17 protein-coding genes are annotated in these 23132 nt (G+C 41.8%); 6 read left to right on the top strand and 11 right to left on the bottom strand.

The window, feature by feature from the left end; translation table 11 throughout:
- Positions 1-70: 70 nt before the first annotated feature.
- Together CLV31_RS13540 and CLV31_RS13535 are read left to right on the top strand one after the other, a co-directional pair.
- On the top strand, positions 71-475 hold the full coding sequence (locus tag CLV31_RS13540) for a MauE/DoxX family redox-associated membrane protein (protein WP_111393433.1): 405 nt from the start codon (positions 71-73) through the stop codon (positions 473-475).
- A gap of 497 nt (positions 476-972) precedes the next feature.
- Positions 973-1236, top strand: coding sequence for a hypothetical protein (locus CLV31_RS13535; protein ID WP_146250901.1), 264 nt, complete (start codon positions 973-975; stop codon positions 1234-1236).
- 42 nt (positions 1237-1278) lie between these two features.
- Here the strand turns inward: CLV31_RS13535 and CLV31_RS13530 are convergent, their stop codons facing one another.
- From CLV31_RS13530 to CLV31_RS13520, 3 genes are read right to left on the bottom strand one after another with little or no spacing between them, the layout of a single operon-like run.
- Complete coding sequence (locus CLV31_RS13530) at positions 1279-2637, bottom strand: RagB/SusD family nutrient uptake outer membrane protein (RefSeq protein WP_111393431.1); 1359 nt, start codon at positions 2635-2637, stop codon at positions 1279-1281.
- A gap of 26 nt (positions 2638-2663) precedes the next feature.
- Complete coding sequence (locus CLV31_RS13525) at positions 2664-5831, bottom strand: SusC/RagA family TonB-linked outer membrane protein (protein ID WP_111393430.1); 3168 nt, start codon at positions 5829-5831, stop codon at positions 2664-2666.
- A complete protein-coding gene (locus tag CLV31_RS13520) occupies positions 5828-7936 on the bottom strand; it encodes a TlpA family protein disulfide reductase (RefSeq protein WP_111393429.1) in 2109 nt (702 codons plus the stop codon). The genes CLV31_RS13525 and CLV31_RS13520 overlap by 4 nt, the downstream gene beginning before the upstream one ends.
- A 1041-nt stretch (positions 7937-8977) precedes the next feature.
- Between CLV31_RS13520 and CLV31_RS13515 the strand changes: the two genes are divergently transcribed.
- Complete coding sequence (locus tag CLV31_RS13515) at positions 8978-9319, top strand: hypothetical protein (RefSeq protein ID WP_111393428.1); 342 nt, start codon at positions 8978-8980, stop codon at positions 9317-9319.
- 154 nt (positions 9320-9473) lie between these two features.
- Here CLV31_RS13515 and CLV31_RS13510 read toward each other — a convergent pair whose 3' ends face one another.
- From CLV31_RS13510 to CLV31_RS13500, 3 genes are read right to left on the bottom strand one after another with little or no spacing between them, the layout of a single operon-like run.
- Complete coding sequence (locus tag CLV31_RS13510) at positions 9474-10073, bottom strand: hypothetical protein (RefSeq protein WP_146250900.1); 600 nt, start codon at positions 10071-10073, stop codon at positions 9474-9476.
- Between the two features lie 37 nt (positions 10074-10110).
- Positions 10111-12390 (bottom strand): ThiF family adenylyltransferase, encoded by a 2280-nt coding sequence (locus CLV31_RS13505; RefSeq protein ID WP_111393426.1) that lies wholly within the window; start codon positions 12388-12390, stop codon positions 10111-10113.
- A complete protein-coding gene (locus CLV31_RS13500; RefSeq protein ID WP_111393425.1) occupies positions 12383-13534 on the bottom strand; it encodes a ComEC/Rec2 family competence protein in 1152 nt (383 codons plus the stop codon). The genes CLV31_RS13505 and CLV31_RS13500 overlap by 8 nt, the downstream gene beginning before the upstream one ends.
- A gap of 741 nt (positions 13535-14275) precedes the next feature.
- Between CLV31_RS13500 and CLV31_RS13495 the strand changes: the two genes are divergently transcribed.
- The 3 genes from CLV31_RS13495 to CLV31_RS13485 all read left to right on the top strand — a co-directional run bounded on the left by CLV31_RS13495 (position 14276) and on the right by CLV31_RS13485 (position 16024).
- Positions 14276-14827: a sigma-70 RNA polymerase sigma factor region 4 domain-containing protein gene (locus CLV31_RS13495; protein ID WP_111393424.1), complete on the top strand. Its 552-nt coding sequence runs from the start codon at positions 14276-14278 to the stop codon at positions 14825-14827.
- Between the two features lie 62 nt (positions 14828-14889).
- Positions 14890-15219, top strand: coding sequence for a hypothetical protein (locus CLV31_RS13490; protein ID WP_146250899.1), 330 nt, complete (start codon positions 14890-14892; stop codon positions 15217-15219).
- Positions 15203-16024, top strand: a complete 822-nt coding sequence (locus CLV31_RS13485; RefSeq protein WP_111393422.1) for an ImmA/IrrE family metallo-endopeptidase — start codon at positions 15203-15205, stop codon at positions 16022-16024. Before CLV31_RS13490 ends, CLV31_RS13485 begins: the two co-directional genes overlap by 17 nt.
- Positions 16025-16127: 103 nt before the next feature.
- Here the strand turns inward: CLV31_RS13485 and CLV31_RS13480 are convergent, their stop codons facing one another.
- From CLV31_RS13480 to CLV31_RS13455, 5 genes are all read right to left on the bottom strand, one after another.
- Positions 16128-16688: a hypothetical protein gene (locus tag CLV31_RS13480; protein ID WP_111393421.1), complete on the bottom strand. Its 561-nt coding sequence runs from the start codon at positions 16686-16688 to the stop codon at positions 16128-16130.
- Positions 16689-17273: 585 nt separating this feature from the next.
- Positions 17274-18755 carry a Fic family protein gene (locus CLV31_RS13475; RefSeq protein WP_111393420.1) on the bottom strand — a complete coding sequence of 494 codons (1482 nt, stop codon included), beginning with the start codon at positions 18753-18755 and terminating at the stop codon, positions 17274-17276.
- Positions 18756-19904: 1149 nt separating this feature from the next.
- Entirely contained in the window at positions 19905-20303 is a 399-nt protein-coding gene (locus tag CLV31_RS22220) for a phytanoyl-CoA dioxygenase family protein (protein ID WP_317048784.1), read from the bottom strand.
- A gap of 439 nt (positions 20304-20742) precedes the next feature.
- A complete protein-coding gene (locus CLV31_RS13465) occupies positions 20743-21288 on the bottom strand; it encodes a dihydrofolate reductase family protein (RefSeq protein ID WP_181452636.1) in 546 nt (181 codons plus the stop codon).
- Between the two features lie 1380 nt (positions 21289-22668).
- On the bottom strand, positions 22669-23115 hold the full coding sequence (locus CLV31_RS13455; protein ID WP_111393417.1) for an SRPBCC domain-containing protein: 447 nt from the start codon (positions 23113-23115) through the stop codon (positions 22669-22671).
- Between the last annotated feature and the right edge of the window lie 17 nt (positions 23116-23132).

Here is a 23132-nt window from a genome sequence, read left to right as displayed (position 1 = left end):
GTTTCCGACAGTTGTCGTTTTGAGTCAAAAGTTCCCAACTTAAATTCAACTCAACTTGATGTATTCGTCCATGAACCTATCCATCCGAATTATTCTGATTTTCATTTGGGCCTACACCGGATTGGAAAAACTGATCCGATTTGATCAGAGTCGCAAGGCCTTTCTGAATCAACCCATGCCCAACTGGCTGGAAGAATACTTGGCATTTCTGATCCCCGGAATAGAGTTGCTAATCGCCACGCTCCTACTTTTTTCTGTCACACGCTGGTGGGGATACCTTGGAAGCATTCTTTTGCTGACGGTATTTATTACCTATGTGGGACTGATCTGGGTAGGAGCCTTTCCCCGGGTTCCCTGTAACTGTGCCGGGATCATTGAGAGTCTTGGATGGGCAGAGCATTTTGTTTTGAATCTGGGCTTGATTGGGTTGGCAGTTTGGGGATTGAGGTTGGAGGCGGGGAAGCATGGGAGTTAGGGGGTCTAGAGGCATAGAAGATTAGGCAGTCATGGCTTTTAGTCGGCAGGGATTGTAAATCCGACCCAGCCGAACCCGGCTGAAGAGGCAATAGGAGGATCTGCGTAGTTGAATTGATTTAAAAATCGACCATGGGAATTAGCTGGCTTTGATCGAATCATAGAATCGAATCAGTAGAATAGCAAAAACCTTCGAGTCGCCCCGGCGCACTCAAAGGTTAAAAAAATGGAGCGGTGAGGTGGGATCACCGCTCCGCAGCCCTTAATCATTCTAAGGTATAGGCTGCAAAAAATGACCTAATGTCGACCATGGATCCTTTCCATAGAAATCATAAAAACGGGAATCCATTTCTCTCGAGGGCCGGAGTGAGAGACCAGCCCATACTGATGGAGTCCTTTGGGGGATGCCGAAAACCCTTTTCAGAGTAGGCAAACAACCAAAAACGGTTTGGCCCTTTTTGATCGGTTAAAAAAGGGCACATGTCTATGAATAAACTAATGAGTAAGCTGCCATTATTGGCTTTTGTGTTGGCCGCCTTTGCAGCGGTGGCTTTTACGTCACCCCGTGGACCAGAATATGCTCAGGATCCTGTAAATCCCAGCATCTGGTATGATTTGACTCATGTCGCTCCCAGCAGCACCTCCTATGAATGTGATGATGCTGAACAGGTTTGTACCCGTATTCAGCCAAATTCAAATTCCGACATGGTTGAGGAAGGATTGTTTGTGAAATATGGTAATCTTCCGATTGCCAATCCTTAAAATTTGGGAGGTCTCTCTTTTTGAGGGAGACCTCCTTTTTTGTCAAGGATTTTTGATCAATGGATTCAAGTCCACCTCTATCGGGGGAATCGGAATTACATATCTAGGATCACCTGGAGGGAGAATGCTATTCTCTGGATTATATTTTCTCCTCATGGTAACCTTTGTTTCATCTTCTGTATTCAGGCGTTTGAGATCCAACCATCGAAGCCCTCTAAAAACCAATTCTTTTCTCCTTTCACTCAGAATTTTCTGGAGCAACTCACTTTGACTATCTGCGTTAATCGGGCTAAAGTTTTTTGGATTGATCCGATTGGAAAGCAAGTAATTCAATGCCTCCCGGGCTTTACCAGTTTGACCAAGCCTGACAGCCGATTCCGCCTTATTCAGTACCACTTCATTAACCGCCAATCCGCCAAAAACAAAATAGTCGCCTGTGTAATGGCCTCTAAAATTAACCAGAGAATCTACCGGGGATTTTCTAAAAAATAAAGAAGACCTATAGTCACCATTTCCGTACATCCTTACAATTTCAGGATTTACAAAAGTCTGGGTATTCAGGGCATATCTTCCACTTAATAACTCACCGTAGAAGATAACTTCTTGATTGAAAATCTTAAAAGGGTAAGTAGGACCGGGATTTATTTCTCCATAATTCATCAACGCATCCTCTATTTCCAAGGTCTTTTCGGCATGAAACAAGGCTTTTTCATAATTTTTGGTGTAAAGATGGACTCTGGACAGCATGGCATGGGCAGCCCATGCGGAAGGCCGGGTGGGAACCTCCGGTTTAGCCGGTAAGAGACTGGCCCCGTCCTCCAAGTCTTTAATGATTTGTGCCAAAGCTTGCTCCTGAGCAATTCGCCCCACCTTCACATTTAAATCAGAGGTCAATCTGATGGGTATTCCCATTAGGTTAGGTGTCTTAAAATCTGAATAAGGTGAATAATGGCTCAGTGATTCAAAATGGCCTTGTGCCCGATAGAATTTGGCTGAAGCTTCCAGAATCGTCTTTCGTTGCAATTCCAAAGCAGTTTTGGGACTGTAATTCCTTAACCCGTCAATTACAAGGTTTGCATGGAAGACCTTACGGTAGCAGGTAAACCAGTTGGGATCTGATTCGTCCGGAAGATAAAACTCCTCCCTCCAGAAATAGGAAGAAACCTGTGAAAATGCGAGTTGATTCAAAATAGCCGGTCCAAGAATCAAATCATCTGAACTCAGAAGCCCTGTAGACAGGGTCGAGTTCATTGCCCTGGGCCTGCCATCCAAGATGGCCTGAAAATCATCGAGGGTTTGCGGCACCACCAAGGAAATATTGGGTTTTTCATCAAAGAAGCCATCACAAGCCTGCAAGGCAAGAAGCCAAAACAGAAATCCACATTGAAGTATTTTTTTCATTTTGAAAGTCGTTTAATTGTTGATAGTTAAAAGCTCATGGTAAGCCCAAATGCCACTGCCCGAAGGGCTGGAGTAAACCTGAAATCCGGATCTTGGACGCGGTCTGAGGCCTTCCAAAGGATACCCAGATTATTCACATAGGAGTAAATCTGAAAATCCCTGAACTTTGGATTTGAAAAGGTGTAAGCTACCCGGATATCCTGAAGCCGGATGTGATCACCCCGCTGCACCAAGGCAGAGCTTCTTAGATAAAACATGTTTCTGGGTGAATCCACACGACCCGGATCGGCAGGAATTGACGTTCTATCCCCGGGATTCTGCCATCTTCTGTCATAGTCAGCATGTGAAATAATTCCACGATTGATGTTGTCATAATCGACCGATTGGTCTCTGAAATAATAACCCATTCTGTAGGAAATATTGAACGAAAGATTCCATCCTTTCCAGTCAAGCTGGTTTCTCAAGGCGCCGAATCCGGTAGGTCTGCTGCTTCCATGGTAAATCAGCTGGTCTTCCGACAACTGGATCAGCCGGGAATAATTCTCACTGGGTTCCCCATCCAAAATCCCTCTCGGCGCCCCGGTATCCGGATTCAACCCTGCCCAGGGATAGGAATGAACATGATGTAGGGGCTTGCCCAAGAGCGGAACCTCTGCTCCTGCCTGATTGGCCATGATTTGAGCAGTGGTCGGGTTGTTTTGTATTTCGGTGACTTTCTCTTTGACCCCGCTGTAGAAAAATGAACTTGTCCAAAGCACAGCCCCTAGTTTGGTTTTAAAATTCAAATTTACATCAACCCCTCTGGTGGAAGTAGAGGCATAATTCAACACAGCTGAATTAAATCCTGAAGAAGGAAAAACTGAAAGTTGACCCAGGAGATCCAGGCCCTGTTTTTGGTAAACATCAACTGAACCAAACCATTTTCCCTTCCATAACTCAAAATCAACCCCTGTATTGATGATTTTGATCCGTTCCCATCTGAGTTCAGGATTCGGTGGAGTCACTATTCCCAAAAAGGGAAAACCGACCAAAGCATTGGAACCAGCACCGAAATAATTACCCGTAGTAAGGGCTGTCGCACGGGTATTCGTGTTCCCGTTGTATCCATATGAGGTTCGAAGCTTCAGAAAAGTAACCCAATCAGCCTCCCAAAATTCTTCCTCAGTAGCAATCCAACCTAAACCCACCGACCATAAGGGAACCGATTTCTGGTTGGTTTTCACACCAAACAGGTTTGACTTGTCCACCCTTGCGCTGGCATTGACCAGGTATCGGTTTTTGAGGGTATATCCCATATTCAAAAATCCCGACAGGTAGCGGTTGACCGTTCCCGTGAAATTGTCCGCAAACGGGATGGATGATGTAAAGCCTAATGCATACTGTCTGAAAAATGTGGTATAGTTCACCGGCAGACTGAGACCGATGGTCTCATTATACCCATAGAATCGCTTCGTGGTTCCGTTCCCCTGTTGATCTTTCAACTCGACTCCACCCAGCAGATTGAGAACTTGGTTTTTACCAAGATTTTTTTGCCAGGATAGCTGAGATCTCACGGTATGGCTATGGGAATTCAGATTGTTCTGATCCAAAATCCCACCCATCGGAAGATTATTGATCACCTGTCCGGCAGCATTGATTTCGGAGAAGTTATTGATCAGTTCACGGGTGGCATAGGCCTCCAAGGGCTGCAACCTTCTCCCGGATGTGGAGTTAGTCCAATATTGGTAGAACGTTGAAAAAGAAAGATCGGGAAGGATTTTATAGCCCAAGTTGGCATTCAGCCGCAAATCATTTGCCTGATTCCGTGAGGGACTTAGACCGATTTCATCCAGAGGAAAATAGTCCCAATTGAGTAAATTGGTCTTCCTGACCTCCTCTTTAAACCGCTCATTGTAGGACCGATACACCGACAATGGATTACCTTCTTCATCCGCAAGACGCTCGTACGGGAAGAAGTTATTGATATCCGGAAGGGCCGTCTGATTCTGACTTAGCGCCAGGTAGGTTCCGATTCCAACCTGAAGGCGGTTATTTAGCAACTTTAAATTTTGGTTGGAGGAAAAAGTAAATCTGGAATTACCCTCGGTTACCCGATTACTCTTATTGTCGTCCCACCCTGTCGAAAAGTTGTAGGTATATCGCTCGCTTCCTCCCGAAAACCCCAGTGCATATTGCTGATTCAGAGATGGTCTTCCAAAATAGGCCCTTAGGTCATTCCGAACATCTCCGGCTCGAAAGCCAGAAAGTGCGGAATTGAGTTCCGCATCCGAGAGAAGTCCATTTCTGTGCCTGAACAGCGTTTCTACCACAGGACTCAACCGCGTTTTCATAAATGAGTTGAAATCTCCGTTGTAGACACCTTTTTTGAACAAATTCACTTCCAAATCCACAAATCCATTGATGGCCATTTGCGGCTGATAAAACGGATCAGGCTCCTGCCCCCAAGTAGCGTTGGCATTGAAGCTTACCCTTACCGGTTCATTGAGTTTCCCTTTTTTGGTGGTAATGACAATCACCCCGTTTCCTGCTCTTGCTCCCCAAATGGAAGCAGCGGCAGCATCACGGAGAACCGTAATGGATTCCACATCATTGGGATTGATGGAGCTGATCGGGCCATCGTAGGCCAGATTGTCCACCACGATCAACGGCTGGTTTTCTGCCTGAATAGTGCTGGTCCCTCTGATCGAAATCTGGGGCTCGGCCCCGATGCTGAAATTGTCCTGAAGAACGATTAACCCTGGAGTGACATCCCTGATCCGCTGGACGATATCGGTACTGACACTCCGGTTGATCAGTTCGGTGTCCAATCTGGCGAAAGAACCGGTGGTGCGTTCGGCCGAAAGCTCCTGAAAACCGGTGGACACCACATCGAACTGACTCAGTGTAACCTGATCCTCCAGAAGGGATACCGTAAGGGGAGCGGATAATGGGATCCTTGTTTCCAGCTCTTGGGATGTGTAGCCGATATAGGAAAATCTAAGCACCTGTAAGCCGTTGGGTACCGTGAGGGTGAATTCTCCCTCCTCGTTGGTCACCGTTCCGTTTACGGTACCTTTGACAATTACATTTACTCCGGGCAGCGGGAGCCGGTCTGCCTGAGAAATGACCTTCCCTGTAATCTGGGATTGTTGCTGTTGGGCGCAAAGTATGCCGGCCCAAAATAAGTAGCTGAGAATTAGGAAAACTTTCTTCATAACGTTGGGATATTTGGGTTTGAATTGGATGGATTTATCGCTGACAGGATCGTTAAAAATGACCGGGTAAACTTGGCTGAATCGGTTCTATCTAGTCCAAATGAGAGAATCCGTCGGTCTGCATCAATGAAAAAAGTCCGCGGATAACCTGAAAACTCATAGTAGTCCACCAGTTTCTGCTTATTACTTTCTGTCAATCGATAATTGGGTATCTCCAAATTGGAATACTCGGGCAGTCGCTTCAGCCACAGGTTCCGGTCTTTATCCACAGAAATAGCAATGAGACTTACTCCCATCTCTTTTGCCATAACCTTGTATAATGGCCACAAGAGGTCCTGAAAGTAATGGGCACTGTGGACGCAGGTGGAGAAATAGAAATAAATCAGGGTAGGCTTTGCAGGCAGACTAGAGGTCAAAATTCTGTTTCCCAAGGTATCTTCCAACTCCAGGGAAATCAGGGTACCACCGGGAATGGTGGATGCACCCAATTGTTGGATCCGGTTTCGCCAAAAAGGGGATTGAACAGTCTTGGAGTAAAGATCAATCAGGGCTTTTGGATCCGGGTATCTTTTTAGGTTTTGGATGAGGAATGAGGCTTTTAGTTTATCTGCCAGTTCTCCTTGATAGGTTTGTTCTACTGCGTCATGAAAGGAAATCCCTTTGATGAGCGAAATCAGAGCAAGCCTTTCCATTTGAAAATCCAGGTAGGATGCTGAAATCTTCCGGGATTCCGGATCAAACGCTCCCTCCTTGAAAACTAAAAGCGCGTTCAGGATCAAATCCAATTTTTCAGTCCATGCTTCGCCTTGGAGTTGACCTCGTAATTCTTGGTAATAAAATCGATTGATCATGGATACCGGACCGAGCAATTGGCCGGAAAAGGCATCCAATCGGATCAGATCTTTTTTCTGTTCACTCAGATTCTTTCCGAATAGGTCAAGCCATTCATCAATCTGACAGAGCAGGGTATCCTGATTTTGTAGAGAACCGAGGATCTTATCCAATCCCTCCGATCCATATTTTTCAAATTCAAGCTTGGAAGAAAATTTTACCTGATTGGCTTCCCACCGCTCCCTATTATCTTCCTGATCCAACAGGTCATCGGCATTTGAAACCACGATTTTTCGAGGCTGATCAAATTCATTTTGGAGCTTGATTCTTCGCAGCTGAAACTGGGCTTCCATCTGTGCGGCAGCCGGGCCACCAAATACCAAGGTGGATTGGGCAAGGTTAATCCCGATTTTGAGGCTATCGCCGGGAAAAATCAGGTACCGATCCAGTAAGGGACGATTTTGGATAGTCAGTGATAAATAGGCCGGCTGGATAAGATCCGGTATGGAAAGGGAAAACTTTTGGGCTCTCGGATCCACTACTCCATCGAAAAACTCGCCCGGCCATGTTTCAATAAGGAAATCGTCCTTTTCGAACGTGGATTTACGGTCGGTATAGTGGCGAATAAGCTCCACTTTTAGCGGCCCTAAAGAATCCGGATTGATCAGCTCGCCATAGATTAGAGCCGGAGATGGAGAGGCAAGACTGCTTGAAGACGAAAGACACAAGACATTAGACGCAAGACTTTGGGCTTCGGTACTCCTGCTATAAGCTTCTCGGCCTGAACTATCCTGATTTCTGAAGACTGGGAAAGAGGGGGATTGAAGGCCTGAAACCCCCAGCCCTACCCTCATATCCTGGTCGCTATCAACTAAACCAAAATTTAACTTAATGTCGGATGTCCGATGTCGGATGTCGGATGCTTTGACTGTGCTCAGCACAGATTCCCAATGTAAAGGGTCGTCACTGCGAGCGAAGGCACGAAGCGAAGCAGTCTCCTTAATTGAAGCTGGAAGATGGGAGACCGCAGACCGAAGAGCGGGTCCACCGTCAATAGCCGATACATCGGTGGTGTAGATGGCTTCAACAGAGGTTTCTGCTGAGTTATCTAGCTGAGCGAAGGTATCGGGACGGGAGAATGGCCCGCCCCGATTGGGACCTCCGAACCTATGAAGAAGGTCGGCCCCGGGTGACTGAGCAACTAGACTCAGTAAAGAGGTGCTTCCGAAAAGGCATGGCAATGCCAGGAAGCATGTGAGTAGAAATTTTTTCATGCTTTGAAGTGGTTAGTAGTCGGATTGATGAGACTGGTATTGGAGAGTCTGGAAGGAAGAAATTGAGATACGCTAAAGCGAAATATGCTCTCGCGAAATACACTCCTCGTTCCTCGGAGTGAAATATTTGGCGAATGCTAGATTCTAACTGTAGCGCCCAAATCTGAAGTTGAGGGCTTAGAGAATCGAACTTAAACCGCTGCCAATATTTCCAACCTGCGGCAGGCTGGTACGAAGCGTATTTCATCCTGCGCGAGCAGGACCTATTTCTACGGTATCTCTATTTTCAATAACCTTCCACCCTGACAATAAATCGTCAAGTCAATACAACTAATGAATAAATAGAATGATTTGTCAGCGCGACCAGCTATTCAGAGCTTGCTGACGTGAGTGAGTGGTAACCGATCTGCTCAGGGATGTGCACCTCCCCTTTCACGGTCATAAAAATGAATCTCTCAAATCGGATTCTTGGGCTTCAGAGGATAGAGGCGGTCGGCGGAGCCGGGGCCCGGATCTCCCGTGTAGACAAACCTGATAGGTAATAGGTAATGAGAGCAAGGTGACCCGTGATACCGGAGCGGATGCGCACAGAAGCCCGGGGATCCAAAGATCCCCAGCTCCCATAGGGTAGCTGTAAGCAACTGATTCCAAACGCTCGTTTTCATCATGAAAAGTGGTAAAACGAGACTTATAGAAATGGAGTGCAAACACTTCCAAAAAAGAAGGGTGAGCTATTACTCCAGTTCCTAATGTAACATGGCTCTGACAAGCCACCCTTGCTTTCACAAAGGTCCGAACAATAGAAATAAGGAGCGAGCCCACCCTATGTACAAATATAAGGTTGCGGCTCGTCTCACTTACCCCTCGTTCGGAAAACTGTCAGATTTTGTTACGAGGCTCGTGAAACGATTTAATAATAGTTAGGCATATTTTATTCTAGAGAACTACATATCAGGCCCTAACACAATTGAAATATCGATAAAATATTTCAATTACGCTAATCCGTAACTGAAAAAAAATTCGATTTCATTCCTTAATGTCATGGAAAAACATGACGAGAGAATCATTAAAGGTAAAATCTCACTTTTCCTTTCAGCAAAAATTGAAGCTGACAATGAAACTAAAAAGCGACTCGCAAAAGAAGGAAAAGCGATACCGACTGGATTAAACTTTGAATTCAAGGAATTAGCCTACAACTCAGAAGTCAGAAAGGCTACGATTTCCGATATCATTCAATGCAAAACGTCGGCAAAACTTTCGACAATTTTAAAGTGCTTAAAGGCATTAGATATGACTTTCCCAAAATTTGCAGAGGAGTTCGATAATATATCCGCTAATGAGGCTCTTGAGCAATACAAAAAATTGAGAGCCAAAGATGAATGATATTTAGATTGAGAAATTGTTGATCTGCCTCATAAGTTATGGATTTCTAGTCAAAGGAAACGGAAAAATCGTACAATGGGTCAAAATCGGCCAGAATGGCAGGTTCGGCAAGGCTCCAATACTTTTTCCAGTTAGGGAGCAATTCCAGGAATTTTTAGTTACTTGACTCAATCGCCAGAACATCTCGTACAAACTTACGTCCGTGATTCTGAGCGAGTCTCATCATTATTAAATACTCAAATATAACTATCGATGCATAAATAAAACTTGGCTTAAAATTAAAAACGATAAACATTCCTAAAGAACAAAGAAGAAAAAGAAATGAAAGAGAAGTCAAGTCTCTGGCAAGCAAAAAATTTTGATGTGCCTTTGAGATTACCGTCTCCACTCGATTATTCCTATAAAGTCTATACCATAGCTTGTTCTGTTCTTTTTCATCGGTGGGCAAATCGCCATGAAGCTGAACTAATCTATCCAAATTTACCCTTGCATCTATTTTGGCATACTTAGTAAATGCCCTGTGTCCAGGCAAAGTGTTCCTAACCTTCCAAAATACAAGAAACGCTTTTTGATCACTGGTCAGGATGCCATTTAAAATGAAAATAAGGATCGGAGCTGCCAGTATCCCAAGGCCTCTAACAATTTGAAACGACTGAATTTGCTCCGGTATTTCTTCTAGAACACTCCCAAAAAAACAAGCCGAGAAAATTAAGAGGTTCAATAAAAAGAACCCCCAGATATTGGCAGAGTTCATTTTTTTTAGATTTTTATCTGTAGACATTTCTCATCAATCAAAATACGAAAGGCAATATTTTCTCCGGAGTCAAGATCGTTAGAAACACTGGAAGCGGACTCCTCAATTTATCAAATTCAGCCTTAAACCGTTGAACAGTCTTTAGGTCAGTCTCGCTCACAGATTCAGGGCCGTGAGGATGAGAGTGCCATTCACCAATGTAGCCGAGTTGTCCTCCTGAATTTTCTGTAACCATTCTAATGGCACCGGGCAATCCCTTTACACCACGAAAAAAACAAACCGGGGTCACTTGACTGTCAAGCGGAGCTGGAAGTAAATTGACCACGTGAATTGTCCTGGTCTTAGCATTTGATATTCCTATCAAAACTCCACCAGTTTCATTTTTTCCCGAGGTTATCATTTGTTCCCTCATAGTCTCTAGAACATTTGAAGCAAAGCGTATCTCCCAATTAGCGTTATTAACTGCATTAAAGACTTTAAAAGCCTTTACCTCAATCTGCTCAGTTTCTATCTTAAAAAACGGTTCTTTTTTTATTCTTTGGAGGTAAATTAAGCCATGTACGGGTGGAGAAACTAGCAAACCATTTAATACACCTGCAGAAAAGGCTGCATGGGAGGACACACTAGAATCCGAAAGTACAGTTGTTTCAGAGTTGCAACCTACACCCACAACTACATCTAATTTCGAGTGATCTTGGGTTATGATTTCACGCTTAAGCCAAGCTTCAATTTCTGGATTTTCCTCAAATCTAGAGTACAAATAAACTTGCAAATCATCAATTCGAGGGTTGCGAGTCTCCCCTTCCACCATCGTTAAACCTAGATTTCCTGAATCAGAGATACTCGACGTCACTACTCGAACGTGTTCTATCGACTTAGAAACAACAAGCTTATTAAAAAAAGCTGGTGAAGCTGTGAAGTCAAATATCCAAGAAATCAACTTTATTACTTTAGACTTGGTATCGTCGTCAAAGTTAAAGCCCTTATGTCCAACAGTAAAATTGGAATCGATATCCGAATAAATCGCATTAATTTCTTTTGCCAATGCAATTGCTTTGTTCTCCCCTAGGTTATCCGCTAATAGCGAATGTCTTACCAAATTATGTGGAGAAAGGGAGTCTGGATCATTTAGTACCATGTCTATTTGTCCACCTCGAGCAAAATGCATAGCAATTTTGGAACCCAGAGCTCCACATCCATAGATCATTTTCAATCCTTTAATAGGAAAAATGCCTGAAATTTTCGAAGCTAATCCAGGAGTTAAAGGTTGGTTATGAGCGAAAAACTTAATTGGGACATCATTTAGGAAATGTGATTCCCCTTTATCCTTATTAAATACGGTAAATTGAAAATTGATGAATTCGATGTCTGATGAAAACCCAATCAATTGACTGGGTCGCTTGATTCCCACTATCACTGGAAAGTTTGCAAAATGATTAAAATCTTTATTGCAGAGAAAAGATTCAAACTCTTTTACTTCAACACCAAAGGAATCACAGAATGACCTAAACTCACTCCATTTTCTTGGCAGGTTCACATTATAATTCGAGAAAGTATTAGCTCCTGATGCCCAAAGAATGTACCCAAAGTGCAAGTTCTTTTTTACCTCAGATTTCCCATCATTGTTTAAACCCTCTTTAAATTCTTCCACAACCTTGCTTATATTTGCCACTGTGGCTAGCTTTAAAAACTTAAAAGTAGATCTACTCTTCTGGGATCTTCGCTCGAAGAGTCCAAATGCGAAGTTATAGCTCGGAAAAATCCCCATATTTTTTTTAACAACATCCACAAAAAAATCATAATCATAGATTATTGTTCCAGAGTATCCTTCCAACCTCAAAGGATCAAAATTCTTCCCATTTAACTGAAGCTCACCAGTAGCAGCATCTTGTAACCAATTCTGAATTAAAGCAAGGAGATCTTTAATAGTTTTATTTGCATACCACTCATCGCGGCTACCTCGAATATAACAGAATGCAGGAGGTCGATCATTTGTAGCAATATACAAATGCGCAAGTTGATCCTTAGGAAAGTCGAGTCTATCAGTAAAAACTAATGGAGCTCTAGTTGGATAATCCTCCAAGTCAAATACAAAAATAACCGGCTCTTCTTCTCGAATATCAATATTGTTATAGTTCCCCAGCGAAGGCAAACATACGTTTAACGAAAGCGGTACCGCCACTTGCGAATCGCTCCATATACTTATTTTGAAAGACGGGAAATTATTTTTAAAGAAGGATAAGGAATCCCTAAGTTCAGGATTCCTTATCTTTCCTTCAAAATTGGACAATGAAGAACTAAATCTATTTTTATCCATAGGTTGAAGGAGAATTAACAATTCCAAGCCCTGCAGTTCCCGTGGCTTTTGCGGTTCCCAAAGCTACTTTTGGTTTAACAATTCCCTGGGAGGTAACCTCAAAGACAATTGGTTGCGGAACACCATCAACAATGTTATGAGTAGCAATATTGAGAAAATTGCCTTCGGATACCTTTTTAACATATTGTCTCTTCGCTTCAAAATGAGGTGGATTATTATCATCATCTTCAATTTTTTTGCTTGAAGCAATAACTTTTGCCCCTGACCTCCTGAATTCAAGAACTTGAAGAGAGGTTTCTTTGGGCTCAGGATTTTCTGCTTGAGGACGGTCGTTAAAAAAGGACCAAGAACAATGGTGCGGTGAAAGAAATAGATCCCACTTCAGAGCATGCTCATTTTTATACTTTTTGGTTTTTTCTAAAATGATGCACCACGATGTATGGTCTGAGTCTCCCCCGAACATTGCTAGAGTTGAAAAGTCTACCTGAAAGAGATTATTTTTGAACCTTGCTTGAAAAACGATACTTGTAGAATTCTTTTTGTCATCACCAAGTGTTTCAAGGTGTTCTTTAAAAGGAGCGTGAATGAAGATCGAAAAGAGTGATTGATCTTTGTCATTGAAACGTGTAACAATTTCACCAGGTACGGCCCTCAGGTGATTTAAATCCTTGTAATCGGAGTTTCCATCATACCCAATAATCTTAATTCGATTGCCAGGATTGTCCTTCTTTGGGTCTTTATTCCGATGAAGTTCCAGTCTACGTTCCGCCTCCTTCTGATATGCGTCTTCATCTTCATTCGAATGTTGCTCTGCAATCATAGGAGAGAACCACATAGTATCAACACGGATTAGCCCCTCTCTTCTGTCCTTATCAGAATATTTTTCCGGTCCTCCTTGGTAGAAATGCTTTTTGAAACCACGACAATGATCTTGATCTCCATGTGTCAATACGAATACATCAACGTACGGCACACCATTATCATACTGGACACTTTTCAATAAGTCTTCTTTAACATCGTAGACATCATCGCCATCACAGTTTCGGATGTTGCAATCAACAATAATAGTCGTATTATCCTCTAAGGATATCAAAGATGTATCCCCGTTTCCAACCGGATAGTATTTAATTCTAGGATTAGGCATGGCATTCCCTTCCTTTCTTCGATGATCCCAACGAGATTAGTTCATTTTTCTTGCATAAGTCTCTTTCGTAAGAGCAGTTTTCTTCTGATTTTAACATTTTCTTTAGTGTTTGGTGATAAACTTTTAAAAAGGGCCGACCAATGACCGGCCCAAGGCCTAAAAGACCTTAGTTTGGTGTCGATCGTCTATGTCCAGGCACCTTGATTGTCTTCCCGTCCACCTTTCGGGTGTGGGGCTTTACTGGGACGATTTTCTTCCCATCTCCGGTTTTAGCCATTGTAGTAGCATTTAAGTCCTTCTATCAATTAGGTAAAAGGTGTACCTACCGGGAAAATAAAAAAACTCTTACCTTTGGGCTCTCACACTCCAAGTTTAAGAGGGAGAGAGCCTATTTTCCCAACTGGGACTCTCCCCTTTTTTTTGAATCAATCGACTAAGCTTTTTCGAAACTAGTTTAACCTTTTTTAACATGCTTTGTGCCAAAAGTCACAAAATCAGCAACTTTGACGGATAATGTCGGAACTTATTCATTACTGCCAAATATTATTCTGATTTACTAAGTAAGTGACAGAATTACTAACATAGCAGGTGACAGGCTGTCAGTATGACATGGTTTTTTAAGAAATGCCATACATTTAATTATAGTCAGGTGACCTATTTAAAGTAGAATGCTATCAACTTACCGTTTTTTGCCATCCAGATTATTTTTTTTTTTCTGAGAAGTGGCAATTTTTTTTCAAATTGAAGCATACACTAATAGAAGAAGGATTGAATCTACAAGAAGAACTGCTGTCCAGTGATCTAAATGACCTTATAGACCGATTGACTTTATATGCAACAAGCCGGCTGAAAACTCGTGGTTTAAAGGATTTTCAGGGAAGGGAGCCTATAGATTTTGTCAGCGACTTAATATTAAAGGTCTTGGAAGGAACCAGAGATTTTGAAAAAGCCAAATGTTCTTTTCGAGAATTTATGTTCGGCTGTTTGAAAAGCGAAATCAGCAACTTTTTCACTTTAAATCCTCCTGGAAAAAATCTTGATCTATCTGGGTTAGATCAAAGTGAAATTCAAAACAACAATAAAGAATTAGAAAGCCAGGTAATTGAAATGTTAAAATCTTCGGGGGCAGACGACGATGAATTAATATTATTTGACTATTGGCTTGAAGGAACTACGAAGCCAGCTGAAATAGCTTCGGATCTTGGAATAGATGTGAAGGAAGTCTATGTAATTACAAAGCGACTTGAGCGAAGGCTCCAAAAAATTAAATCAAAAGCAAAAGAAATTTTATGAACAGCGATATCAATAACAAGATTGATGATGCTTTACTGACTTTTTACAAGGAAGCTGACCGATTGGTAATCGATGAATTGCTTAGTGAGAGGGTTTCAGACAATTTGGAGTACGAAAAGAGGAAAAGGCAAATAGTTTTCAAAATTAACGCTTTAGCTCAAAAGGAGCGAAATAATCGGCTTTTGGAAGTAGTCGACAAATTTAAAGCAGCTCTTGATAAAGGAATTGAAAAGCCAGTGGCAATGCTAAATCAACTGATGCAGGGAAACCCTACTCCGGCCTTGTACAGAAACCTCAAAAGACTCTCAAAAGAAGATCTTATTGAAATTATTAAGGACAAAAATCTAATCAAGATTTTAGAAGAACTGGAAGAGAATGAAAAGCCTCAATAGGGGAAAAGTAGAGGCCCAGAAACTCCTTCACTTATGCGGTCTAGACGACGTGATAGACCTAGAGCTTGACTTTTTTGTAGCCGGACTGATTACTGTCGGATTGGACGTTCTCCTAATCGAAGAGGAAATGGCTAATTGTGATGGAAAAATAATCTTTGGTGAAAAAAAATCCATCATCAAAGTGAATTCTAAAATCCAATTTGGGCAAAGGAAACGTTTCGTTGTTGCACATGAAATCGGGCACTTGCTTATGCATCGAAACTTTGAGCTTCCGGAAGACACATTTGCCAACTTCAATGTTATTGAAGGGATGGAAAACACTTTAAGGAATGGAAAGCAGGAGCTTGAGGCTAATGAATTTGCCAGCGAGCTACTAATGCCTGAAAATTTATTCCTTAAGGAAGCAATGGAAAAAAAATTCACGCCTTCTCTTATAAAAGAATTATCCGAGAAGTTTAGAACCAGCTTGACTGCCACAGTCTATCGATATCTTCAACATTCTCAGCTACATCCTATATGCATAGTTTTTATAGAAAATGGAAGAGTAAAATATTGGAAAAAATCGGAAGATCTTAAGGTGTGGATGAGCGATTACAACAAATTACCTCCTCCATCTGATTCAGTTGCTATGGAGTACCTTCAAAAAGATTATGATTTCATCTACACACTCGAAGAAAAAGCGCAAACAATTAGTAAATCGACTTGGTTTAAATTAAATCAATATGACGAGGATTCTGATTTCTACGAATACTGTATTCCTACGAAACGATATAGGACTATTTTGAGTATTATTTGGGAAGATTAATTTTTTAAACCACCTTCTCAGAAATTTGCTGTCACCTACAAACTTGTTTAAGGTTCATTCTTCTTTAAATGCGCCTCCAATTGAGGAAGAAAAATTCTCTGTCCTATTTTAATCTTCTTAGCATCTTCTTAATATCCTTCTCTGTTTCCAATTTATCAGCATTTTCTATTTGGATTATCTTAATAATCTTGACGCGTTTGCCTTTCTTACGTTTTTCTATACTAATAGCGCGTATACGATTTTGGCCATGCTCTTTCTTGTAATGCTTGTCATCGTTTTTTTTGAATATTCTAATAATGCTTAAAACAAATCCGATAATAGTTGTAATATCAGCAGCAACCTTAAAGGTCTCAAATACTAATTCCGGGCCTGTCTCATGCTCTATGTAAATGATTTTTCCTCCTGCTTTTGTTTCAATTAGGGCAGAGGTATAATCAGTTTCAATTTTGTCAAAGTTTTCCTTGTTGTTTTCTAAATACTCGCGAAAATCTTGATTGTCCCAACCAGAAGCGTAGGCATTCTCATATTGGTTCAGATTAACACGAACTGGCCGAATTTTCAAAGAAACAACATCGTAAGGTGCTACATCAAAAATTTTACTCAATTCTTCCAGTTTCTGGTCATAACTATTTGTTGGTAGATCTTCAACAAAATGCTTTATCATACATATCAATTTTTAATTTTAGTTAAATTTTCAGGTAACGTAAACTCGCTATAATTATCATTTATTAAAATTGTTTTTTTAAGTCGTTGTTCAATTGCTCATAGTTGATTTTCCTACATTCGGTGTAGTCAAATTATCATTAGGACTGAGTGGGATTTGCAATTCCACCCTGATATCCTTACCAATTTGTAGTTGGCTTTTTCGACCTCACCCCTCCCTCTCCTTAAAGATAGGGCGATCGAGCAGTGGTAGACTTGGAATTACTGGTCCATTAAGGACTGCACTAGCCAAGAGCCGGAGCATTTGATAGAAACGGAAAATCAGGAAATTTCGAAAAGCTGAAATCGTTCGGTTGGTTAAGGATTGGCAATTCGGAGGTAGTGAGTTGGTTTCTCAAGAAAGGGAAAAATCTGGAACTAAAAAAATACCCAGTACTGGGTATTTTTCAATTTACCTCACCCCCCGCCCTCTCCACATGGAGAGGGAGCTTGCGGAGGGGTCAAATTGAGCATTGGAGTTCGATTTGAAGTAAAACTCTGGATTGGATGACTTACAATTTGAAAAGACGAAAGGAGTCAGCTGATTCTAGGATTGTATGATTTTCAGTTTTGCCTGATCATGATCCTTAAAAGCGTTGCTGGCTACCAAATGTTTCTCCATTGCATCCATATCATCACCTTGTATAGTGGCACTAAATTCCCATGCCCGATGCATCATTCGAATAAATGCAGTCGGATCATTTTGACGGGTAAGCCGTCTTAATGCACCCACATAATCATCCCGATAAACTGTGGGAATAATTATTTTTGTTTGGCCTCCTTTAACTAATTCCGCATTCATCATAACTCTTGCTATACGTCCGTTACCATCTAAGAACGGATGCACTTCGCTCACCATAAACATTAGGTAAATGGCTCTGGCAAAAGGATTTGTAAGTGCCAGATAATAGTCAAAACCTTTAATTAGGGTGCCTTTGACTAAGGTGTGATCCACAAAATAGGTTTCTCCTTCCCTGTTATTCTTATCCTTAAACTCGCCCGGTTTTTTTGATCTTCTGGCACTCAATAATACTTGATGACGATATAACAGTATTTCCAGCAATTGGTCGGGAGTGGATGGAGTTATTTCCATCTCAGTACTATTGCTGACCAGTTTGTATGTTCCCAGTACATCATGTGAGTCTTCATCACGATTAGGCATTGGAGTGTCTGTTTCTATGATACGTTTCGCATCTTCAAGTTCAAATTCCGTCCCTTCTATGTAATTGGAAAAATAAGATTCAAAAAAAGCAAAATTGCGAAACGATTGATTGCTGGTATTCCTTTCAGGGAGACTTTTAAACTCCTGTGTTTTTAGTGAAACAAACAAATTTTCAAATAAAGGTAATCTAGCCGGGTCATAAGGATTGCCGAATGCCCTTGCTACTGCTAAGGGTGATGATAAGATTTTGGAAGCCTTAGTAGAAAGTAAAGCGCTGATGAGTTTGTTCAACTTTTCAAACTCACTCATCATATTCAGGCTGTCTGCTATCATTCTTGCCTTGTCTCTCAACTCGTTTAATCCTGCCTCGGATTTCAACCGAATAACACCTTCCAACTTTTCCTCAATTTCTGGTAGCGTAAGCGTTTTTGATTCAGGACCCAATTGGCGGCTTACTTGAAGATTTTCTAATAATGCTCTTTCAGTTTGGGAAGCAAACAATTCACCAGACAACCGATTATCTCCATCAATTGGAACGTGGCCTTCCATAAACCGGAGTGTAATCCCAGGTAGTTTAACTTTTTTGGTGTAAGTATAAGTTAGAAAAATATGTCCTTTTGAAGTGGGCTTAAATTCCAATGCCGATCTGTGACTAAGTAAAGCTCCAGGATATAACTTACCAAGTATAGCAAAGAGGTTTCGTCTAATTATGATTTCCGGACTATCCGTCAAATTAGGCGTATAGATACGTGGAGCTATTTTTCGCAATTTCCCAGCTTTTTCCAGCTTTGAAATTTGCTTGCTTATCTGTGGCAAGCTTGAAGAAAAAATCACTTCCTGAAGATGTATGGGTAAAATATTTTCCATTATAACCGAAAATTACAAGAAGCCTGGAAAATATTTTCCATTAAATAGAATTTTTTTTCCATTTAAATGACATTTTCAGAATTAAAAATTTTCCATTATAGCTCACTAAAGTCACCCTATTAGCAAATATATTCCATTAAGACCATGAAAAAGGAAAATATTTTCCAATAAAAGCAATTAAGAGAACTTTGAAAGGCCGAGAAGCTTATGGCAATCGATGATCATAAAAGATGAAAAACAAGAGATTTTTCAACCTAGATATCGAGTCCCCCATCTCCTGTGATGTAGGCCGTCTAAGGTACTCTTATGGTGTAGTCAAATCATAGTTGGGACTGGGTGGGATTTGCCTGCCCTACATTCTGGTCCAAGGCTAAAAGGCCTCCCTACATCACGGCCCTTCGCTAGATTAATCCTCAGGATTAATCTTTGACGCTCAGTCCTACAGAAAGATTTTTTGACGCCTTGTCCTACTCGAATATCCAAACCAATTTGTAATTGGCCTATCCACCTATCCCACATGCTGCCAGCAATAGCTACTTCCTGCAGATGCTTTTCGGGAGCATTGAGAACCTTGGTCTACCTCATCCCTCTCCCGATACACTGCGCTTCACGGGACAGGCTCTCTCCTTAAGGAGAAGGCGATCAAGCAGTAGAAAACTTAAGGCTAGTAATCCATAGAGGCTTATCCCACAATCGATTGGCTGATAATCAAATGCTTCGTTTTGCTAAGAAAGGAAATTTTAGGGGATTTCCCAGCACTACTGCCTGGCCTCCCGATTCGCTACACTTTCGGGACAGGCTCTCGCTCCCTCCCTGCAGGCTGGCCCAAACCTAAAACAGCCCACAGGGCTGTTTCCTAACGGTTGGTCCCCCTTCTGTCCGGCTCTTCGGCAGATTAACCCTTCATGGGTTAATCCTTCACGCCCAGTCCTACCTTTCCATCTGTCTATTGTTGAGTACTTCCCAAAGTATCCGCTCAGTTGGGGGAAGTAACTTCCTTAACTCTCGGGCTCTTTGGTGAGTAAGGAATAAAGCGCCTTCAAACAGGTAGTCAGAATAGGGTATAATGGTCTATGGAAAGACAAAAAATCTCTTGCTATACTTCTAAAAACGGTATCTCTTGTATCAGATCGGTAAGTAGTGAAGCACTTACATCCCAAGCCCTATCCGAATTGCCTTTTCAACCGGGCTAAGCAACTGGTCATTTGTATCAAATGCAAAATCCTTTTTTGTCAACAAAGGCGGCTGGGCCATGAATTTCGGCGTTGTGCCGTAATGGTTTTGGGCAGCATGAACAATAAATGGATGGCACAGGTAAACCGTGCCGGCTTTACCCGTGGCAGCAATTTCTTTTTTTGAAGATAGGGTATTTACCCGTTGAGCCAAATCCATAAAAGAAAGACCTCTTTCTCCTTCGGGTTCCAATATTTTGGCAACGTCAAAATGTGAACCTGCCTTGATTCGGGTCGGTGCATCAAGCGCTGTCACATCCGAAAACAAAACAACATGAGTAACCCGCGATTTTTTGAGCGAAAATTGATTCTCCACTCCAAATAATTGCCTGCGTCCTCCCCGGGAAAACTAGCATCAACATGCCAACCCGTGTCATTTGACGGTTCTTTGCTTGGGAAGCGTATCGGAAATGAACCTAAGGTATTTCTTGGAATCCAATTGCCCTTTCCCACCAATTGGTCATAGGCATGGTGAAGTATGGGGGTGTTTGCCGCCCTTTGAAACGGTTCATGTCCTAATTCGCCAACTCTGATTACAGGCTGTGTCCAAGTCTCGGGATTGTTTGGGTCACAAGAAGTGGCTTCCCATAATATGGTGCGACACTCTGCCGCTAGGTCAGCTGAAAAAGCTTGGTCAATTTTGACAAATCCATAAGTTATGAAACTGACAATTTGTTCTATTGATAATTTATCCATCGAAGTCAAGCACTAAATAATAATCCGGGAAGAATTAACTAGACCGAAACCAACCCAACTCATTTCTTCATTTCATAGATCAGTTGGACGACCCCTGATTTAAAACTATTCGTCTGGATCAAATTCAAGTTCATCCGCTCCTTCAAATCCTCAAAAAGAGGTTTGCCACTGCCCAATACTGTGGGATGAACGGAAATTCGGTAAACATCTATCAATCCAAGCTGAATAAATGTTTTAATCAGGCTTGCTCCCCCATAAAGCCAAATGTCTTTTCCAATTTGCCTTTTAAGATGAACTACTTCTTCTGAAATTCCTGAACTTATAAACGTAGCGTTTTGATCTAGCCGGGTATTTTTTGAAAACACATATTTTTTCTTGGAGTGAACGCCTTCCCAAAGCTTCAATTCCGTTTCCCTTGCCGTGGATTCAGGTTGATAATTTCCCCACATATCGTAACTCACCCTTCCGTAGAATATCGTGTCGATAGTGGATAAAAACCCTTCGAAGTCCATTTCATCGTCCATTATACACCAATCTATTTCTCCCTTAGGACCTTCGATAAATCCATCAAGGCTTACGGCTAAATCTAAAATTATCTTTCTCATTTTTAAATTTATGGATTGAATTTACTATTAAATGATAATGAGTATCCGCAATCTTGCACGCAGGCAAAGGATTTAAAGGTTTGATGCTGGATTTTGGCAAATTCCTCCTTCCTAAGGGGGCTAGGGGGATTTAAATCATCAAAATATTTCAAATTGCTTAACACGTGCAGCATTCCGAATAGTCATATATATAATTGTCCGCAATTACACCACCAGCCAAATACTCTTCGATTAATGGGTCGGAAGACCGATGACCGATACTTCGACAAGCTCAGTACAAGTGACCAAAGCATTCCAGATTTCAACCTTTTTTAGAAAATTTTTAAGCTCGCTTAACTTTCTGGTAAGAAAGCGGATATGCAGATACTATTATTTGCCACTTTCTGATTTTAGGTACATTGATGTTGAAAAAAGGAGGAGCGCTTGTCCTGAAGTTCTGTCCAAGGTTAATTCCTTTCACAGAATTAATTCAGGGTGACCAGTCTCCTCTCAAGATCCAAACCAATTTTTTACTGGCATAACTTTCTATTTCCTCCCTTTGATATGGCTATTCAGGTATGGAGTTTTAGGTTTGAAAGAAAATCATTGGGATGATCTTCCATGATACCAGTAGATCAAAATGGCCTCATCCCGATAGTTAACGGGACCGGCCTCCGGGTTCGGAGTTATATTTGGGCGGAGAGGGATCTGTCATCCCTACATCCTGGATTAAGGCTAAAATCGTTTAAAAAATGAAATGTATATCCGCAATCACACCATTCGCAGAATTTAAACCATGCATTTGGAAAGGAGATATATTTTAGTTTGATCAAGATCCGAAGGGTTGGAACAATTAATGACCCCCGGTGTAGCCTGGGGGTTAAAGTAAAAAACTGTAAAGGGAAGCCCCGAAAGGGCGGAACTTTGATGTTTCACCCTTTGAGGGCTCAAGGCCAATCAAGGCCTTATTTTCTCCGCACTTCGTACAGGTCATGAATTGTTTGGCTACTTCAGAGCCTTTTCCCAGGAATTACAAATTTTATACTGCTTTCAACTTCGGACAGGCGGGAAAGCGGATAATTATTAAAAATGATTTTTATACCTTCCCCTACCCGACTATTCTTTCCAATTTGGAATTGGCTTTTCTTCCTCACCCGATCCGCTACTCAGAAGGACAGGTTGCAGGATTGCCTAGAATCGGGAGGTGTAAATCCACACGGAAATTGTTTTAGGTATTCCGGTACCCTTTTAGGGTCTTTTATGACTTCTTCATTTTTGAACCTAAAGATCCGGATTCCGAATTCACGCTTCACAGGATCTCCATTTCTCTGGTGCTCTTGTTGGTCAAAATCCTAAGGAACTCTATCCTGTGACTCCACCTCCAAGCAAAGAAGAATATCTCTAAATCGTTGACTTCTTCATGAAGTCAAAAGCCCCTTTGCGGAGCTGGATTCCATATTCCAGGTAGGCTTTCAAACAGGCTAAAAAATTGGCCCAGCCTTCGGTATTGCCGATCAGCCATTTTAAGTTTGGGTCGCTAAACGCTTTGTCGCCCTCGGTGACCTTGACCACTGTACTATCGTCGGCTTGTGGCTCCAGCGAAATCCTCACTTCCGTCTCCTCGTCCCAGGAGAAAACCACCAGTCGATCTGGCTCTGTTCGGATGTTCCAAACCGGGAATTCATCCGGGAATTCGGGAAACTTCCAAACCAGCTTCTTTCCGGTTTCCATCCTGCCGTTACTTTCTGAGATAAAATACTTGATCATATTCTCAGGGTTCACGATTCCTTCGAAAACTTCAGAAGCTGGTTTTTGAATCTGAATGGTAGCTTGGGCAATCAGTCTCATGGCAATTTTGGTTTGTT

It is taken from the genome of Algoriphagus aquaeductus, from assembly GCF_003253485.1.
In the GTDB taxonomy this organism is placed as follows: domain Bacteria; phylum Bacteroidota; class Bacteroidia; order Cytophagales; family Cyclobacteriaceae; genus Algoriphagus; species Algoriphagus aquaeductus.
This window is presented reverse-complemented; position numbering and strand designations above follow the sequence as displayed.

Coding starts and splice junctions, on each gene's coding strand:
- CLV31_RS13485 (WP_111393422.1), top strand. CDS start 15,203: ATGAAAAGCCTCAATAGGGGAAAAGTAGAGGCCCAGAAACTCCTTCAC.
- CLV31_RS13525 (WP_111393430.1), bottom strand. CDS start 5,831: ATGAAGAAAGTTTTCCTAATTCTCAGCTACTTATTTTGGGCCGGCATA.
- CLV31_RS13535 (WP_146250901.1), top strand. CDS start 973: ATGAGTAAGCTGCCATTATTGGCTTTTGTGTTGGCCGCCTTTGCAGCG.
- CLV31_RS13530 (WP_111393431.1), bottom strand. CDS start 2,637: ATGAAAAAAATACTTCAATGTGGATTTCTGTTTTGGCTTCTTGCCTTG.
- CLV31_RS13505 (WP_111393426.1), bottom strand. CDS start 12,390: ATGGATAAAAATAGATTTAGTTCTTCATTGTCCAATTTTGAAGGAAAG.
- CLV31_RS13480 (WP_111393421.1), bottom strand. CDS start 16,688: ATGATAAAGCATTTTGTTGAAGATCTACCAACAAATAGTTATGACCAG.
- CLV31_RS13540 (WP_111393433.1), top strand. CDS start 71: ATGAACCTATCCATCCGAATTATTCTGATTTTCATTTGGGCCTACACC.
- CLV31_RS13510 (WP_146250900.1), bottom strand. CDS start 10,073: ATGAACTCTGCCAATATCTGGGGGTTCTTTTTATTGAACCTCTTAATT.
- CLV31_RS13515 (WP_111393428.1), top strand. CDS start 8,978: ATGGAAAAACATGACGAGAGAATCATTAAAGGTAAAATCTCACTTTTC.
- CLV31_RS13520 (WP_111393429.1), bottom strand. CDS start 7,936: ATGAAAAAATTTCTACTCACATGCTTCCTGGCATTGCCATGCCTTTTC.
- CLV31_RS13500 (WP_111393425.1), bottom strand. CDS start 13,534: ATGCCTAATCCTAGAATTAAATACTATCCGGTTGGAAACGGGGATACA.
- CLV31_RS13455 (WP_111393417.1), bottom strand. CDS start 23,115: ATGAGACTGATTGCCCAAGCTACCATTCAGATTCAAAAACCAGCTTCT.
- CLV31_RS13465 (WP_181452636.1), bottom strand. CDS start 21,288: ATGAGAAAGATAATTTTAGATTTAGCCGTAAGCCTTGATGGATTTATC.
- CLV31_RS13475 (WP_111393420.1), bottom strand. CDS start 18,755: ATGGAAAATATTTTACCCATACATCTTCAGGAAGTGATTTTTTCTTCA.